This window comes from Rhizobium sp. P28RR-XV (genome assembly GCF_012641385.1).
In the GTDB taxonomy this organism is placed as follows: Bacteria; Pseudomonadota; Alphaproteobacteria; order Rhizobiales; family Rhizobiaceae; genus Rhizobium.
In genome coordinates, this window is the sequence record NZ_JABAIG010000001.1 from 152,702 (window position 1) to 168,279 (window position 15,578).

The window sequence follows — 15,578 nt, forward strand, 5'->3', positions numbered from 1 at the left end:
GGCCTGCTTCTATCGTATCGAAGTCAATGCGCCTGCGGCGGCGTATGGTGGGCTGCAATTTCCGCCATCGCCTGCTGGTTTTCTTCCCGGCCTTCGCTGATCTGGTGCAGCCGCTCGGCAACCAGAACGTCGCTGCGGCTTGCCTCGCGCTTCCAAGGCTGGCGGCCCTTCAGAACACCGGAATCATGCACCATTTCGGCGACATACTCCTCCTGGCGATAGGCCATGACGTGAATGCCGGAAACGCCCTCGATCTCCTGCACCTCGTTGATGATATCGATGCAGAGCTGCTTGCCTTCCTTCTTCTGATCCTGCGCACCTTCGATGCGCTTGATGACGGCATCGGGAATATGGACGCCCGGCACGTTGGAGCGCATCCAGCGGGCGGTCTTTGCCGATGCGAGCGGACCGACGCCGACGAGAATGAAGCACTTTTCGGTGAGGCCGAGATCGCGGACCTTCTTCATATAGTCCCGGAACATCGGCACGTCGTAGCAATACTGGCTCTGGACGAACTGCGCGCCGGCCTCGATCTTCTTCGCCAGCCGATAGGGGCGGAAGTCGTAAGGCGGTGCGAAGGGATTGATGGCGGCGCCGAGAAAGACTTTCGGCGGTGATGTCAGCTTTCGGCCGGAGAGGAATTTCCCGTTGTCGCGCATGATACGCACGGTTTCGAGCAACGACATGCAATCGAGATCGAAGACCGGCTTGGCGCCCGGCTGATCGCCTGCCTGCACCCCGTCACCGGTGAGGCACATGATGTTGCACACGCCCATGGCAGCCGCGCCCAGCACGTCGCCCTGAATGGCGATGCGGTTCTTGTCGCGGCAGGCGATCTGCATGATGGGGGCATAGCCCATGCGCGTCAGCAGGGCGCAAATCCCGACGGAAGACATATGGCAGTTGGCGCCGGAGGCATCGACGGCGTTGATGCCATCGACCCAACCTTCGAAAATCGCGGCGCGCTCGTAGACGTCTTCGGCATTGGCGCTGTCGGGTGGGTTCAACTCGGCGGTAACCGCGAATTCGCCGCGACGAAGGACGCGTTCCAGCCGCCCGAGTGAATAATGGCCGGGCAGGGGATCGAGCGGCAGATGGACGCCAAGCGGGTTTTCATCGATATGCGACATCGCTCAGGCTTCCTTTTTCGCCGTTTCACGGGCTGCTGCCGCTTCCGCCGTGACGCGAAGCCATGAGGATGTTTCGCGCAGCGACTGGTTCACGGGTTTCTGCACGTTAAGGATCGCGTCCCCGTGGGTCATGTTCCTCGAGCCGTTCCAGGCCTGCACCCAGACGCAGGGCATGTCGGGCTCCACCTCGCAATTGCCGTTGGCGCGTACGCCGCCGCAAGGGCCGTTGCGCAGCTGCTTGGGACAGTTCATCGGGCAGGACATGCCCGTCGACGACAGCGCGCACTGGCCGCACATGCGGCAATCAAACAGGAAGCCCTTCACATTGCGTTCGATGAAGGTAATCGGGCGCTCCACGCGTTCATAGCCGAACGCTTTCCACAGCGGATGAAGCAGGAGGAAGGCATCGGCGAAGCGACGGTAGAACCATTCCAAGAAGCGCGAGTGACGGACAGCCCATAGGCGGACTGTATATTTGCGCCGGGCGCGGCGATTGGGGGAGACGCCGGCCGGTGTATAGGCGCCGCTGGCTGCCTTTGCACCTGCCGCGGCGTTGCCGGGCTTCTGGACGGCATCAGCCATTGTCGCGGCCCCCGGCCTTTACCAGCGCCACCAGCCGCTCGCGATCGTAGGCGGCCTCAAGCTCGCTTGCCGCCTTGTCCGCCTCGGCTTCGAGATCGTCGGAAACGGCCACGGGATCCGCCTTGCGCCATTCGGCAAGATAGTCGTCCGTTTCGGCGGCACCCGTGCGCATGGCACACATGTCTATTGCTTCGGTAAAGCGCAGCGAAAGCTCACGTTTTGCCGTCTGCCTACCCTTCTTGATAATCACCTGGGCCGGAATGTCCCGCCAGTAGACGACAATGCGATCTGCCATGCACAAATCTCCTCTTCACACAAGAATGCACGCCGGCCGACCATCGGACTGCGCTCGCCACGACGCGGCACATGCCGAAAAGCGACGCCGCGTGAAAAGCTTGTCCGTGAGCGTCCCCAGCGAGCATTTTCCTTTGAAATTACCGGGTTCGAACTGTGATTGAATGAACCTCACTCGTCCAGCATGTCGGTGGCGACAAAGAAGCAGCCGGCAGGAAACGAGAGGGCGTCGCAATCAGACGACCGACAGTTCGCGGGCAAGATCGCCGTAGCCGGTCAAGCGATATTCGTAGTCCAGGCCGAGGTAGGCGGCGGCTTCCTTCGCCTTTGCCTGCAGCAGGGGATCCTCCTCCTGCGAGAGGTAGACAACCTTGCGGTAGTTGCCGAAATACATGTCGCGCAGCTCCGGATGACGATCCAAACCCAGTGGGACGATGACGAAGGATTCGAACTGACGGGCCAGGAAGTCGGTCAGGAAAAACGACGTGATATCATCGTCACGCGCCGCGAAAGCCTCATTGCCCGTAAAGAAGGAGTAACAGTGCGGGCCGGACAGGCGCTCTATTCCCTCGCGCTCGCAAATCCTGTCGATATCTCCCCCGGTACCGCAATCGGCATAGCCGATGAAGATCTTGTCGAATCCGCGCGAGCGCGCATCGGCGATTGCCTGTTCCAGCGCCGGTGCGATCTTCTGCGGATAGGAATGGTAAATTGCGGGAAGACAGTGCAGGTCGATGTGGTCGAGCCCGTTTATTCTAACGACCGCCAGTATTTCGCGCGCGATTGCGCCGCACGCGATCACATGAACTTTTTGAGTTGTTACGCGTTTATCGGGCGGAGGGTTTTTCTCCGAATTTTGCCGATCAACATCCATTCAAAGGGGCTCCTGATGATGACCGTATCGACAACAAGCAAAATCGCCGCCGCTTTCGCCGTGCTTATGGTGCTTGCTTCGTGCTCCAACACCATTCGTGGCATGGGCAGGGATACGGCAAACGCCGTCAATGCGACGGAAGATGCCGGTCATACCGTCAAGAAGGCTGCTCAGTAACTCATTTGGGATGCCCGCAGGCCGGCGACAACCTTTTCGTCGCCGGCTTGGAGAAATAAAGCAATCAGGCTCCCGCAGCCAGGCTATTGTGCTTGCGCTTCATGAATTCCTTGGCGGTTTCGACCGCCACCGCAGCGTCGCGGCAATAGGCGTCCGCACCGACAGCCTTGCCGAACTCCTCGTTGAGCGGCGCGCCGCCGACCAGCACGACATAGTCGTCGCGCAGGCCTTTTTCCTTCAGCGTGTCGATAACGACCTTCATGTAGGGCATGGTAGTGGTCAGCAGCGCCGACATGCCGAGAATGTCGGGCTGTTCGCGTTCGATGGCGTCGAGATAGTTTTCGACCGGATTGTTGATTCCAAGGTCGATGACATCGAAGCCGGCGCCTTCCATCATCATGCCGACGAGGTTCTTGCCGATGTCGTGAATGTCGCCCTTGACGGTGCCGATCACCATCTTGCCGAGCTTGGGTGCACCGGTCAGTGCCAGCAGCGGACGCAGGATGGCCATGCCGGCCTTCATCGCATTGGCGGAAAGCAAAACTTCCGGAACAAAGAGAATGCCATCGCGGAAGTCGATGCCGACGATGCGCATGCCTTCGACAAGCGCTTGCGTCAGGACGTCGTAAGGCGTCCAGCCGCGGTCGAGAAGGATCTGCGTCGCTTCCTCGATCTCTTCCTTCAAGCCGTCATATAGATCATCATGCATCTGCTGCACGAGTTCTTCATCAGAAAGTTCCGCGAGAATGATTTCGTCGTCAGACATGCGCTCCATCCCATTTTCGTGCAATGCATCAGAGGCTTGTATAAAACAGTGTCGTTATTACCGATAGACCCGAAGTCTGCCAAAACTCTTTTCGAATGCGACGTCGCGCGGATCAATCGCGACGAATGGAGAACAGTCGATATTGCCGCACCGATGTCTGTCCTATGCTAATTGCTGGCGCATTAAGGAACGTCCGGTTGGTGGAATCGGGTAGCATAGGGTTATGACAGACGCATTCATGCGCAGGAGTGAGGAAACATCATGGACGATATGATTGAGCAACCGGCTGCAGGCGGAGAAGGCGGCGGACGGCGTTCGCGCGGCGAAGGCAGGGGTGCCGCGGCGAGGCGCGCCTCGCGCAGCGGCGGCGGACCGGCCCCTTCGCTCCCCTATATCACTCGGAAGATCGGTGTCTATGAAGTGCTCGATGAAGAAGGTCTGCAGCTTATTGAGCGCAACGCCGACACCGTGCTCGAGGAAATCGGCATCGAGTTTCGTGACGATGCGGAGGCTTTGGCGCTCTGGAAGGAAGCCGGCGCCGACGTGCGTGGCCAGCGTGTGCATTTCCCGAAGGGACTTTGCCGCGAACTTCTGAAGACGGCGCCGAAAGAATTTACGTGGCATGCGCGCAACAGCGCCCGCAACGCCCATGTAGGCGGCAAGGCGACGATCTTCGCGCCCGTCTACGGCCCGCCCTTCGTACGTGACCTCGAAGGCAACCGCCGCTATGCGACGATCGAGGATTTCCGCAATTTCGTGAAGCTCGCCTATATGGCGCCGTCGATGCATTCGTCCGGCGGCACGGTTTGCGAGCCCGTCGATATCCCGGTCAACAAGCGCCATCTCGATATGGTCTACAGCCATATCAAATATTCCGACAAGCCGTTCATGGGCTCGGTCACGGCACCGGAGCGTGCCGAAGACACCATCGCGATGGCGAAGATCGTCTTCGGCGACGAGTTCGTCGAGAACAATTGCGTGACGCTGAACCTGATCAATGCCAACTCACCGATGGTGTTCGACGAGACCATGCTCGGTGCCTTGAAGGTCTATGCGCGACATAATCAGGCCTCGGTCGTTTCTCCGTTCATCTTGTCCGGCGCGATGAGCCCGGTGACGGTGGCGGGCACGCTGACACAGATCCTCGCCGAGGTGCTGGCCGGCGCTTCCTTCACGCAGCTGATCCGCAAGGGCTCGCCGGTCCTATTTGGCACCTTCGCCGCATCCATTTCGATGCAGTCGGGCGCACCGACCTTCGGCACGCCGGAGCCGTCGCTCGTCTCCTATGGCGCGGCACAGCTTGCCCGCCGTCTCGGTCTGCCGTTCCGTACCGGCGGTTCGCTCTGCGCTTCGAAGGTGCCGGATGCGCAGGCTGCGCATGAATCCGCCAGCACCTTGAACATGACGCTGCTGGCGGGCACGAATTTCGTGCTGCACGCGGCCGGCTGGCTCGAGGGCGGTCTCGTCTCCTCCTACGAGAAGTTCATGATCGACCAGGACCAGCTCGGCATGATGCAGAAGATGGCGGAAGGTATCGACCTCTCCGACAATGGCCAGGCGCTGGATGCCATCCGCGAAGTCGGACCCGGAAGCCATTATCTCGGCTGCGGCCACACGCAGGCCAATTTCCAATCTGCCTTCTATCGCTCGGCGCTTGCCGACAACAATTCTTTCGAGCAGTGGGAGATCGAAGGCCAGAAGCGCATCGAGGAACGCGCCAACGCCCTTTGCCGCTCCTGGCTCGATCACTACGAAGCGCCGCCGCTCGATCCGGCCATCGACGAAGCCTTGCTCGCCTATATCCAGAAGCGCAAGGACTCCATGCCGGACGCCTTCACCTGAAGAGAGCCCGAGGCCGCCAGGGAGCAAGGCGGTGCGACGCGCGTCGCCGACCTGATCCAGAAGGAAGTCTGGCGGCCGCACTATCAATATAAGGGGCCACGATGAACCGCGGCCCCGCCATTTTCGAACAGCTCCGTGCGACACTCGGTGTCCACGGAGTTTTCGTTCGCGGCAGCTTGTCCTTCAATGAAGGCGAGGGGCCGTTGCTGACGGATGGCACGCCTGCGCGCGGTGTCGTGCTGCTGGGTAATATCGGCGGCTCGATCTGGCCGACGTTTTCGGCCTGGCGAAATATGGCCGAAAACAGGATGCGCCGGGATCCTCTCGATAATTGGTCGAAGGCGATCATCCGCCCAGTCGCGCAGATGTTGGGCGCAACGGCCTATTTCCCTTCGGATCCGCCCTGGCAGCCGTTCCAGCGATGGGCCATGCAAGCCGAGGGATTGCAGGCATCGCCGCTCGGCATATTGATCCATCCGGAATACGGCCTATGGCATGGATATCGCGGTGCCCTGGGATTTGCCGACGATTTGAAGATGGCTCAGACGGCAGCATCTTCTCCGCATCCATGTGCCTTATGCGTGGGGAAGCCTTGTCTCACGGCCTGTCCCGCCGAATCCGTGACCCCAACGGGTTTTGATGTTCAGGGCTGTCGCTCGCATTTGCGCACGCAGAAAGGGCAGGCCGGCTGCATGACCGGCGGCTGTCTTGCGCGCGATGCCTGTCCGGTCGGGGCCGATTATCGTTATCCCGCCGAGCAGCTTGCCTTCCATATGGCGGCGCTCCAGCTTTAGTCCTCACGCATTCCTTGTTTCGCCGCATTGCGATGCGTTCTGAAGCTTGTGCTATTGATGCGGGGCCATGCGCTTGATTCGATTGATGGTCATCCTTGCCGTTCTTGCCTGTGCCGCCACGGCATCGGCCGGCGAAGCCTGCCGCAAGGTTCAGCATCTCGGCGATGGCTACACGGTCTGCACCTTCGATCCCGCCCGCTACGATATACAGATTTTCCAGAACGACCGCAGCGGCAAGCCCTACGGCTCGTTCCGGGCGCTGGAAATCGACTTGCGCCAGGACCGGATCTACGTGCGCTTTGCCATGAACGGCGGCATGTATCTCGACGACCAATCTCCCGTCGGTCTCTTCATCGAAAACGGACGCGAAGTGAAGGCGATCAACACCAACAAGGGCTGGGGCAATTTCCATCTATTGCCGAATGGGGTCTTCTATGTCGGTTCGGGCAAGGCCGGTATCATGGAAAGCAAGGCCTTCGCCGCTTCCGGCACCAAGCCATTCTACGCGACCCAGTCCGGCCCGATGCTGGTCATCGATGGCAAGCTTCATCCGTCATTTCTGGCCGACAGCACCAGTCTTAAAACACGGAACGGCGTCGGCGTCACCGTGGATGGGCTCGTCGTGTTCGCGATTTCCGACGGAGCTGTCCGCTTTCACGACTTTGCGACACTGTTCCGCGACGATTTGAAATGTCCGAACGCGCTGTTTCTCGATGGCAGCATTTCCAGCCTCGACGTTCCGGAATGGCAAAGGCGCGACAGCCTGTTTCCGCTCGGCCCGATCATTGCGGTGACGCAAATGCTGCCGGGCTAAGGCAGCTTCCATAGACAGGCAAGATCGCCTTCCCGAAGCTCTCCACCGGCTCTCGGCCTCGTAAGGTTTGAGCAAGCCCCATTGCGCAGTTTTCAAGCAAGGGGTTCCAGCGAGTCTTTGAGAAGGATCAACATGCACGCGCTAGCGGAGAAACAGACTGTCGCATCGCATGGCGCGGAGCACGCCCTGCCAGCCTTTCCTTTCGGTTGGGAGCATCACAAGGATCGGCACTGCATTTGGATCGTCAGCCCCGAGGGCTACATTCACAGCCGCGCTTTCGAGGATGTTGCCCTCGGTCTTCACTATGCCTTTGCCGAACTCGGCGGCAGTGCGCCTCTGGTTACCGATCCACGAGACTGGAATGGACGGGCGCCGATCGTTTACGGCGCTAATTTGCTGCCGTCGGTCGCGGCACAATGGCTGCCACCTGAGAGCGTCATCGTGAATATGGAGCAGGTCTCCGCCGAAAGCAGTTGGATCAACCATCGGTATCTCGGACTGCTCAAGAAGTTCGCCGTGCTCGATTATAGCGAGCGTAATCGCCAGGGACTGGCCAAGTTCGGCGTTCCCGCCGAAATTCTTGATGTGGGATACAACAAGCATCTGACGCGCGTGCCCCAAGCGCCGGTGAAGGATATCGACGTTCTCTTTTACGGCTCAGTCAACGAGCGCCGCAAGAATGTGCTGGTGGCGCTGCAATCAAGCGGACTGAACCTTGTTCACCTGTTCGGTGTATATGGCGCCGAGCGCGACGCCCTCATCGGGCGCTCCAAAATCGTCCTTAACGTGCATCATTTCGACGCCGCGATTTTCGAGATTTGCCGCGTTTCCTTCTTGCTTGCCAATGGCGCCTGCGTCGTCAGCGAAGGCAATATCCAGGATCCGGAAGTGGCCGCTTTTGCCGAAGGAATGGCGTTTTGCGATTACGATCGGCTTGTTGAAGCCTGCATCGAACTCGTTCGTGACGACGAGAGGCGGACGGCAATTGCAAGCCGCGGCTTCAGCCTTATGCGCGAGCGCCAGCAGTCGGCCATCCTTTCCGCCTTGATGGCAAGAGGCGGCTAGGTTTTTAGAGATTTTGGCAGCGAACCGGGTGCCCGCGGCGGCTGGATCGGCAAACGACATGTGAAGGCGGATTGCGACAATGACTGGAAATGAAACGATCTACATCCTCTGCCCACCCAATCATATGACGGGTGGCCCGGAAGCCCTTCACCAGCTTTGCGCCCGGCTGACCAAAATCGGGCGCAGCGCTAGAATGGTCTATACCAATGGTTCCGATCACTCCCTGATGCCATCCCCCGAGGGGGAAACCACGATGGTATTTCGGGAATACGAGAATGCCGTCCATCCGCAATATCGGGCCTATGCGACCGAAAGCTCGGACTACATTATCGATAACGAAAACGCGATCGTGGTGTTTCCGGAGATATGGCCGCATCTGATTCCACTCTTCAAGAAGGCAGCTAAGGCCTATTGGTGGCTGAGTTTCGATTACGGCATGCGGCATCTGATGCCATTGGGCGGCGTACCGTTCCTTCTGGAGAACGACTGCAAGATGTTGTCGCAATCCTCTTATGCCACGGCACAGCTCAATATTTTGGGCTTCAGCGATGTCTTGCGGATCTCGGATTTTACGACGCTGGCAAACAACGTGCCGCCACAACCGATTCAGCAGCGGCGCGATCTGGTTCTGTTCAACAACAAGGCCGAGGCTTTCGGGCGCCAACTGGCGACCATGTGTCCGCAATATGAATTCAAGATCCTGAGCAATATGTCGCCGACGGAAGTCCATCAAAACATGGCGCAAGCCAAGGTTTACGTCGACTTCGGTCCGCATGCCGGCAAGGATCGCATGCCGCGGGAAGCAGCGCTGCTCGGATGCTGCGTGATCACCGGCCGGAACGGCTCAGCCAACAATTTCGAGGATTTGCCCATTCCGGCCAAATACAAGTTTGGCAATCATCCCCAGCGAACGCACGAGATTTCAAGGGCGATCGGTGACGTGATCCAGAATTTCTCGGAGAGGTTCGAGGATTTCGGCGTCTATCGGCGCTCTATCGCCGTCGAAGAAACAAAGTTCGAATTGGAGGTCTTCAGTGTATTCGGGCAAGTCTGATCGTAGGTCGGCGGCAAGAGGATTGGTCTCGCGATCATGATCAATTTCGCCGACGTTGACTTGCTGGTGGTCGGTGCCGGCTTCTATGGCGCAACGATCGCGGAGCGGGTGGCAAACGAGCTGCAGAAGAACGTTCTTCTGATCGACCGCCGGAACCATATCGGCGGCAATGCCTACAGCGAGTTCGATAGCGACACCGGCATCGAGGTTCACCGCTACGGCGCGCATCTCTTTCACACGCCGAACGAACTGGTCTGGACCTATCTCAACAGGTTCACGGCGTTCACCGATTACAAGCATCGTGTCTATTCGACCTATCGCGATCAGGTCTATTCGATGCCGATCAACCTCGGCACGATCTCGCAATTCTTCAACCGGCGCTTTTCGCCCGACCAGGCGAGGGCACTGATTGCCGACCAGGCCGCCGAAATGGCCGGCCGCCATCCGGCAAACCTGGAAGAGAAGGCGATTTCGCTGATCGGCCGGCCATTGTACGAGGCCTTCATCCGCGGCTATACGGCCAAGCAGTGGCAGACGGACCCACGCGACCTGCCTGAACATATCATTACGCGTCTGCCGGTCCGCTACACGTTCGACAATCGCTACTTCAACGACAGATATGAGGGCCTGCCGGTCGATGGCTATACCGCGATCTTCGAGAGGATGCTGAAGCATACGAGGATCCAGATTGCCCTGGGCGTCGATTTCTTCTCGCTGAAGCCAACGCTGCCGGCCGATCTCCCGATCGTCTATACCGGCCCCATCGATCGCTATTTCGACTATTCGGAAGGCGAATTGGGCTGGCGCACCATCGACTTCGAAAAGGAAACCCTGAATACCGGCGACTTCCAGGGGATGGCAGTCATGAATTATGCCGATGAAACAATCCCCTACACGCGTATCCTCGAGTTTCGCCATTTCAATCCGGAGCGCAGCTACCAGAATGAGAAGACGGTCGTGGTGCGGGAATATTCACGATCGGCGAAGCGCGTGGACGAGCCCTACTATCCGATCGATACGCGGCAGGACAAGGACGTCTTCCTGCGGTACCGCGAGCGTGCCGAGGCGGAGACGAATGTCCATTTCGGCGGGCGGCTCGGCACCTACCGATACCTCGACATGCATCAGGCCATCGGTGCTGCCTTGAAGGCGTTCGACAGCCGTATTGTTCCGCATTTCACTGAAGGGCGCGATATCGGCGGTGAAAAATAGACGGCGTCCAGACATGCGCCCGCGTTGGCATGCATCTGCAGGCAGAGCCGAATAAGACTCATGACGAAATGTCGGATTTGCAGAGGAAAGCCCGGCTGCCGGGCTTTCCTCTCGCTCATTAAGAGCGTCTGCGGCGTTCGCGAGCCGGCGCCGAACCACCTTCATTGGCGGTCTTGTTGCGCAAGGGGCCGATCTTTTCGATGATCGTCTCCAAAGTCGGGCGGGGGCCGGGCACGTAGCTGTCGAGAGCCTGTCGCATGGCGGCCAGGTGGTCGCAGGAGGTACCGCAGCAGCCGCCGATGATCTTGGCGCCGGCATCGCGCGCAAGGCGCGCATAGTCGGCCATCAGCGGCGGCGTGCCGGAATAGTGGATTTCAGCGCCGCGATATTCCGGAATGCCACAATTGCCCTTGACGACAACGATGGCGGAGGGATCTGCTTCCGTCATGTCGAGAAGGCTCGACAGGATATCCGAGGCGCCGACGCCGCAATTCGCGCCGACGGCGAGCGGGCCTTCGCCGATGTCCGTGGCGATAGCGTGAATGTCCTTCGGATGCAGGCCCATCATGGTCTTGCCTGCCGTGTCGAACGAGCCGGTATAGGTGTAGGGCAGACCGACCTTGGCGGCGGCTTCGGCCGCGGCGCGGATTTCCTCGGGCGAGGACATGGTTTCGATCCAGGCGACATCGGCGCCTCCGGCCTGGAGGCCTTCGATCTGCTCGACGAAGGCTGCGACGGCGTCTTCATAGGTCAAGGCGCCGAGCGGCATCAGCAGCTCTCCGGTCGGGCCTACCGAACCGGCGACGATGACCTTGCGGTCGGCCTTGTCCGCAACGGAACGTGCAATCTCGGCGGCCGCCTTGTTAAGGCTATGCACACGATCCTGAGCGTGGTGCAGCTTTAGCCGGTGACGGGTGCCGCCGAACGTGTTGGTTAGGATGATGTCGGCGCCGGCATCGACGAAATCCTGATGTAGCTTCGTGATCCGCTCCGGATGCTGTTCGTTCCAGAGTTCGGGCGCTTCGCCGGCCTCGAGGCCCATGGCGAAAAGATTGGTGCCAGTCGCGCCATCGGCAAGCAGCACGCCCTTTTCAGCAAGAAGATCGGTCAAGGGATTGATGGCGACGGTCATGGTTTGTCCTCGGATGCGTCGAATATCTGGATATTAGATGCAGATATAAACATTTCTTTATGTGAACACAATGACTAGATGACCCGCTTGTCTCGATGTGGCGATCGGACAAGAAAAAAGCGCTCGAGCAGGGCGCTTTTCGTTGCTGTGACAGGTGTTTACGCCGCTGCCATCTCGGTCGTCTCATGGGTCGTGGGCGTGACCATGGCGGCGATGATGCTTTGCAGGTCTATCATGCCGATAGGTTTTCCGCTGGCGTCGGTGACGAGCGCTCCGGTCTGGCCTGCTTCGGTTATCTGCTTGGCGGCGAGTTCCAGCGTCATGTCGCCGGGCACGCGTGCGGTGACGGGCTCGCCTCCAAGCGGCTTCATGATCGTCTGGGCCTGGATGACGCGACCACGGTTCACCTCCTTGACGAAGGCGGTGATGTAATCGTCCGCCGGTTGCAGCACGATCTGCTGACCGGTTCCCTGCTGCACGACCTTGCCGTCGCGCAGGATCGCGATCTTGTCGCCGAGGCGCAGCGCCTCGTCGAGATCGTGGGTAATGAAGACGACGGTCTTCTTCAGTTCCTTCTGCAGATCGAGCAGGACGCTCTGCATATCCACGCGGATCAACGGATCGAGTGCCGAATAAGCTTCGTCCATCAGCAGGATATCAGCATCGTTCGTCAGCGCCCGGGCGAGCCCGACGCGCTGCTGCATGCCGCCGGAAAGCTGGTTCGGAAAGTGCCTCTCAAAGCCCTTCAGCCCGACGCGCTCGATCCAGTATTGGCCCTTCTTCTCGCTTTCGGAACGCGGCACGCTCTGGATGTCCAGGCCGTAGATCGTGTTCTCGATCACGGTGCGATGCGGGAGCAGCGCGAATTTCTGGAAGACCATCGCCGTCTTGTGGCGGCGGAATTCGCGCAGGTGGTTTTCGTTCATCTTGCAGACGTCGACGCCGTCATAGAGCACTTCGCCGGCGGTCGGCTCGATCAACCGGTTGATATGGCGGATCAGCGTCGACTTGCCCGAGCCGGAAAGGCCCATGACGACGGTGATGGCGCCGGCCGGCATGTCGATGTTGATATCCTGCAGGCCGAGCACGTGACCATGTGTCTCGTTGAGCTCGGCCTTGCCCAAACCATCCTTGACGCGGTCGACATAATCGCGCCCCCGCGGACCGAAAATCTTGTAGAGGCTTTTTATCTGGATCGCATGACTAGCCATGAATGACCTCCGAGTGCTTCTGGAGCCGTCTGCCATAGGCCTGGCTCGTCCGGTCGAAAATGATGGCGATGGCAACCAGGGCGAAACCGTTGAGGAAGCCGACGGTAAAGAACTGATTGTTGATCGCCTGCAGCGTGTTCTTGCCGAGCCCGCCGACGCCGACCATGGAGGCGACGACGACCATGGCGAGCGACATCATGATGGTCTGGTTGATGCCGGCCATGATGGTGGGCAGCGCGAGCGGGATCTGCACGTTGAATAGCTTCTGGCGATGCGACGACCCGAAGGCGTCGGCTGCTTCCAGCACCTCCTTGTCCACAAGGCGGATGCCGAGATTGGTCAGGCGGATCATCGGCGGGACGGCATAGATGACGACGGCGATAAGACCCGGGACCTTGCCGATGCCGAAGATGACGACGACCGGGATGAGATAGACGAAGCTTGGCATCGTCTGCATCACGTCGAGGATCGGGTTGACGATCGACTGGAGCCGGTCGGAGCGTGCCATCAAAATGCCGATCGGCAGGCCGATGACGATGGCGATGAGCGTACAGACCGTCACCATGGCAAGCGTGATCATCGTGTCGGTCCAAAGGCCGAAGACGCCGATGAGGACCATCGAGATCGCGGTTCCGGCGACAATCTTCAGATTGCGGCTGGCGGCATAGACGACGAGCATCATGACGACGAGCACGATGAACCAGGGCGTATTGGTGAAAGCCCATTCCAGATAATTCAGAAACCATTGCAGAGGCTGCACGACGGCATCGATAAGAGTGCCGTAGGCGCGCACGGATGCGCGAAACCCGTCATCGATATTCTTGCGCGCCAGACGTATGAGCGATTCATCTATTGCCGGAAAGTTGCAGAGCACATTCGGCAGGATCGTACACTGAATAGCCATGTATTTCCCCTTCTTGGTCCGGTTCTGTCCTGGTCCGGCGTGTGGCTTTCACGCACGGATGGTATTGCAGCGCTGCGACCGGTTCTTCAGGCTGCCTTTCAATTCTTACTACATTTGCCTTCGCCGATCTGCACTCGTTGCGACCTTGCGGCGCGCCATCCCGTCAGTAATGAGGGTCGTTGCTGCTGATTCCGGCGAATACAAAATCGGCGGCAGGCGTTGGCCGGCCGCCGATTCCACGACAGGGATTAGAGCGAAGCCTTCACTTTGGCGGCGACGTCCGGGGAAACCCATTTCGTCCACATGTCCGGATAGGTCTTGAGGAAGTACTTGGCGCCATCCTCGTTGGTACCCTGGTTGTCGGTCATCCAGGCGAGAACCTTGCCGACGGTGGCGTTATCCCACTTGCGGGTCTTCATGTAGTCCATGGCGACGCCGGCCTTCTCGGCGAAGGCCTTGGTTACGACGGTATAGACGTCCGAAACCGGATAGGAGTTCACCTTCGGGTTGGCGCAATCCTGCTGCGACGTGCAGGCATCCCAATCCTTCTTGTCATGCGGCACGTTGAAGCTCAGGCGAACCATCTCGTACTTGCCGAGGATGGCCGTCGGAGCCCAATAGTAGCCGAGCCAGCCGGTCTTCTTTTCGAAAGCGTTGGCGATCGAGCCGTCGAGGCCTGCGGCGGAGCCGGTATCGACCAGCGTGAAGCCGAGCTTGTCGCCGTCGAGGGCCTTGTAGAGGTTGGTCGTGGAGATCTGGCAGTTCCAGCCTGCCGGGCAGTCATAGACCGCACCCTTGGACGGATCCTCGGGAGCGGGGAAGAGTTCCGGATGCTTCAGTGCGTCCTGAACGGTCTTGATATCGGGATGGGCGTCGGCAACGAATTTAGGGATCCACCAGCCTTCGACGCCGCCATCGCTCAGAAGCGGCGCGGCTTCGATGAGGCGGCCTTCGGATACGGCCTTGTCGAGTGCGGTACGCACGGCGTTGACCCAGAGTTCCGGAGCGACGTCCGGCTCACCCTTTTCGTTCATGGAGGTGAATGTCGGCTGCGTATCGCCGGTTACCAGGGTCACGTTGCAGCCGTAACCGTTTTGCAGAATGAGTTTGTCGACCTGGGCGGCAACGCCGGCGGATGCCCAGTTCATTTCAGCGATCGATACGTTGCCACATTCCGCAGCATGCGCCGAGCCAGCCAAAGCGTAGGCGCCAAATGCGAAGATGGCGGAAGCGAGAAGCTTCTTCATTGATATTGTCTCCCAATTTTTCGTTACGTTACGGAAATCGACTCCAACGCTTTCGATTTCTGTCGATCCCCTGTCAGCGTGGTCCAACCACAACCGTTCATACGCCGCTGACGACGCGAGCACGGTCCCCTTGCTGCCGTCGTGCATCTGTCTTTTTGCGACCGCGCAACTCTGTCACGGCCGGATGTTTCTTGCATCGACGACAGGCAGCGTAAGGATTTGAGTGAATAAATCAACAGCCTGCGGGCCACGCGGAGTTATCGCGCCTCTTCGAGAAGCTGATATAAGCGTCTGAATTAGCCTGTTTTCTGCTATTCATGGCTGCAAAACAGGCAATGCGAGGTTTCGATGAGGCGCTTCCATGGGCATGGAGTTCAATGCGGCTCAAATATCGCGTCCCTGAAAGACCTTTTGTGTTCAATCTGCGTCCTTTGCGATTTCGCAACGCAAAGGGAAAAATTTTCAAAAAATTTTCAGATT

General features: G+C 59.2%; 16 protein-coding genes. 7 read left to right on the top strand and 9 right to left on the bottom strand.

Annotation, left to right across the window (positions count from 1 at the left end):
• Positions 1-23: 23 nt before the first annotated feature.
• The 4 genes from HGP12_RS00745 to HGP12_RS00760 all read right to left on the bottom strand — a co-directional run bounded on the left by HGP12_RS00745 (position 24) and on the right by HGP12_RS00760 (position 2,880).
• Positions 24-1,130 (bottom strand): methylenetetrahydrofolate reductase, encoded by a 1,107-nt coding sequence (locus HGP12_RS00745; protein WP_168838655.1) that lies wholly within the window; start codon positions 1,128-1,130, stop codon positions 24-26.
• 3 nt (positions 1,131-1,133) lie between these two features.
• Entirely contained in the window at positions 1,134-1,712 is a 579-nt protein-coding gene (locus HGP12_RS00750) for a methylenetetrahydrofolate reductase C-terminal domain-containing protein (RefSeq protein WP_168838656.1), read from the bottom strand.
• Positions 1,705-2,007 (bottom strand): virulence factor, encoded by a 303-nt coding sequence (locus HGP12_RS00755; protein WP_168838657.1) that lies wholly within the window; start codon positions 2,005-2,007, stop codon positions 1,705-1,707. The genes HGP12_RS00750 and HGP12_RS00755 overlap by 8 nt, the downstream gene beginning before the upstream one ends.
• A gap of 234 nt (positions 2,008-2,241) precedes the next feature.
• The gene (locus tag HGP12_RS00760; protein WP_168838658.1) at positions 2,242-2,880 is read right to left on the bottom strand and encodes a DUF1638 domain-containing protein; all 639 of its coding nucleotides are present in this window, start codon (positions 2,878-2,880) and stop codon (positions 2,242-2,244) included.
• Positions 2,881-2,895: 15 nt separating this feature from the next.
• On the opposite strand from HGP12_RS00760, the gene HGP12_RS00765 reads away from it, so the two are divergent.
• Entirely contained in the window at positions 2,896-3,057 is a 162-nt protein-coding gene (locus HGP12_RS00765; RefSeq protein ID WP_015340221.1) for an entericidin A/B family lipoprotein, read from the top strand.
• Between the two features lie 64 nt (positions 3,058-3,121).
• On the opposite strand, the gene HGP12_RS00770 is transcribed toward HGP12_RS00765, so the two are convergent.
• Positions 3,122-3,823 (bottom strand): corrinoid protein, encoded by a 702-nt coding sequence (locus tag HGP12_RS00770; RefSeq protein WP_047633207.1) that lies wholly within the window; start codon positions 3,821-3,823, stop codon positions 3,122-3,124.
• A 261-nt stretch (positions 3,824-4,084) separates the two neighbouring features.
• Here HGP12_RS00770 and HGP12_RS00775 point away from each other — a divergent pair, with 261 nt between their 5' ends.
• The 6 genes from HGP12_RS00775 (at position 4,085) to glf (ending at position 10,604) form a co-directional block, all read left to right on the top strand.
• A complete protein-coding gene (locus HGP12_RS00775) occupies positions 4,085-5,665 on the top strand; it encodes a trimethylamine methyltransferase family protein (RefSeq protein WP_168838659.1) in 1,581 nt (526 codons plus the stop codon).
• Between the two features lie 101 nt (positions 5,666-5,766).
• The gene (locus tag HGP12_RS00780) at positions 5,767-6,459 is read left to right on the top strand and encodes a 4Fe-4S dicluster domain-containing protein (RefSeq protein WP_168838660.1); all 693 of its coding nucleotides are present in this window, start codon (positions 5,767-5,769) and stop codon (positions 6,457-6,459) included.
• A gap of 67 nt (positions 6,460-6,526) precedes the next feature.
• Positions 6,527-7,273, top strand: a complete 747-nt coding sequence (locus HGP12_RS00785) for a phosphodiester glycosidase family protein (protein WP_409526808.1) — start codon at positions 6,527-6,529, stop codon at positions 7,271-7,273.
• Between the two features lie 132 nt (positions 7,274-7,405).
• A complete protein-coding gene (locus HGP12_RS00790) occupies positions 7,406-8,338 on the top strand; it encodes a glycosyltransferase family 1 protein (protein ID WP_168838661.1) in 933 nt (310 codons plus the stop codon).
• 79 nt (positions 8,339-8,417) lie between these two features.
• On the top strand, positions 8,418-9,392 hold the full coding sequence (locus HGP12_RS00795; RefSeq protein WP_168838662.1) for a hypothetical protein: 975 nt from the start codon (positions 8,418-8,420) through the stop codon (positions 9,390-9,392).
• A gap of 36 nt (positions 9,393-9,428) precedes the next feature.
• Positions 9,429-10,604 carry a UDP-galactopyranose mutase gene (gene glf / locus HGP12_RS00800; protein WP_168838663.1) on the top strand — a complete coding sequence of 392 codons (1,176 nt, stop codon included), beginning with the start codon at positions 9,429-9,431 and terminating at the stop codon, positions 10,602-10,604.
• 118 nt (positions 10,605-10,722) lie between these two features.
• Here glf and bmt read toward each other — a convergent pair whose 3' ends face one another.
• The 4 genes from bmt to HGP12_RS00820 all read right to left on the bottom strand — a co-directional run bounded on the left by bmt (position 10,723) and on the right by HGP12_RS00820 (position 15,098).
• Positions 10,723-11,736, bottom strand: coding sequence for a betaine--homocysteine S-methyltransferase (gene bmt / locus HGP12_RS00805; protein ID WP_168838664.1), 1,014 nt, complete (start codon positions 11,734-11,736; stop codon positions 10,723-10,725).
• Between the two features lie 158 nt (positions 11,737-11,894).
• Positions 11,895-12,947 (bottom strand): glycine betaine/L-proline ABC transporter ATP-binding protein, encoded by a 1,053-nt coding sequence (locus tag HGP12_RS00810; protein ID WP_168838665.1) that lies wholly within the window; start codon positions 12,945-12,947, stop codon positions 11,895-11,897.
• Positions 12,940-13,851, bottom strand: coding sequence for a proline/glycine betaine ABC transporter permease (locus tag HGP12_RS00815; protein ID WP_168838666.1), 912 nt, complete (start codon positions 13,849-13,851; stop codon positions 12,940-12,942). The genes HGP12_RS00810 and HGP12_RS00815 overlap by 8 nt, the downstream gene beginning before the upstream one ends.
• Positions 13,852-14,099: 248 nt before the next feature.
• Positions 14,100-15,098 carry an ABC transporter substrate-binding protein gene (locus tag HGP12_RS00820; RefSeq protein WP_168838667.1) on the bottom strand — a complete coding sequence of 333 codons (999 nt, stop codon included), beginning with the start codon at positions 15,096-15,098 and terminating at the stop codon, positions 14,100-14,102.
• Positions 15,099-15,578 lie beyond the last annotated feature (480 nt).

Coding starts and splice junctions, on each gene's coding strand:
- HGP12_RS00745 (WP_168838655.1), bottom strand. CDS start 1,130: ATGTCGCATATCGATGAAAACCCGCTTGGCGTCCATCTGCCGCTCGAT.
- HGP12_RS00750 (WP_168838656.1), bottom strand. CDS start 1,712: ATGGCTGATGCCGTCCAGAAGCCCGGCAACGCCGCGGCAGGTGCAAAG.
- HGP12_RS00755 (WP_168838657.1), bottom strand. CDS start 2,007: ATGGCAGATCGCATTGTCGTCTACTGGCGGGACATTCCGGCCCAGGTG.
- HGP12_RS00760 (WP_168838658.1), bottom strand. CDS start 2,880: ATGGATGTTGATCGGCAAAATTCGGAGAAAAACCCTCCGCCCGATAAA.
- HGP12_RS00765 (WP_015340221.1), top strand. CDS start 2,896: ATGATGACCGTATCGACAACAAGCAAAATCGCCGCCGCTTTCGCCGTG.
- HGP12_RS00770 (WP_047633207.1), bottom strand. CDS start 3,823: ATGTCTGACGACGAAATCATTCTCGCGGAACTTTCTGATGAAGAACTC.
- HGP12_RS00775 (WP_168838659.1), top strand. CDS start 4,085: ATGGACGATATGATTGAGCAACCGGCTGCAGGCGGAGAAGGCGGCGGA.
- HGP12_RS00780 (WP_168838660.1), top strand. CDS start 5,767: ATGAACCGCGGCCCCGCCATTTTCGAACAGCTCCGTGCGACACTCGGT.
- HGP12_RS00785 (WP_409526808.1), top strand. CDS start 6,527: ATGCGCTTGATTCGATTGATGGTCATCCTTGCCGTTCTTGCCTGTGCC.
- HGP12_RS00790 (WP_168838661.1), top strand. CDS start 7,406: ATGCACGCGCTAGCGGAGAAACAGACTGTCGCATCGCATGGCGCGGAG.
- HGP12_RS00795 (WP_168838662.1), top strand. CDS start 8,418: ATGACTGGAAATGAAACGATCTACATCCTCTGCCCACCCAATCATATG.
- glf (WP_168838663.1), top strand. CDS start 9,429: ATGATCAATTTCGCCGACGTTGACTTGCTGGTGGTCGGTGCCGGCTTC.
- bmt (WP_168838664.1), bottom strand. CDS start 11,736: ATGACCGTCGCCATCAATCCCTTGACCGATCTTCTTGCTGAAAAGGGC.
- HGP12_RS00810 (WP_168838665.1), bottom strand. CDS start 12,947: ATGGCTAGTCATGCGATCCAGATAAAAAGCCTCTACAAGATTTTCGGT.
- HGP12_RS00815 (WP_168838666.1), bottom strand. CDS start 13,851: ATGGCTATTCAGTGTACGATCCTGCCGAATGTGCTCTGCAACTTTCCG.
- HGP12_RS00820 (WP_168838667.1), bottom strand. CDS start 15,098: ATGAAGAAGCTTCTCGCTTCCGCCATCTTCGCATTTGGCGCCTACGCT.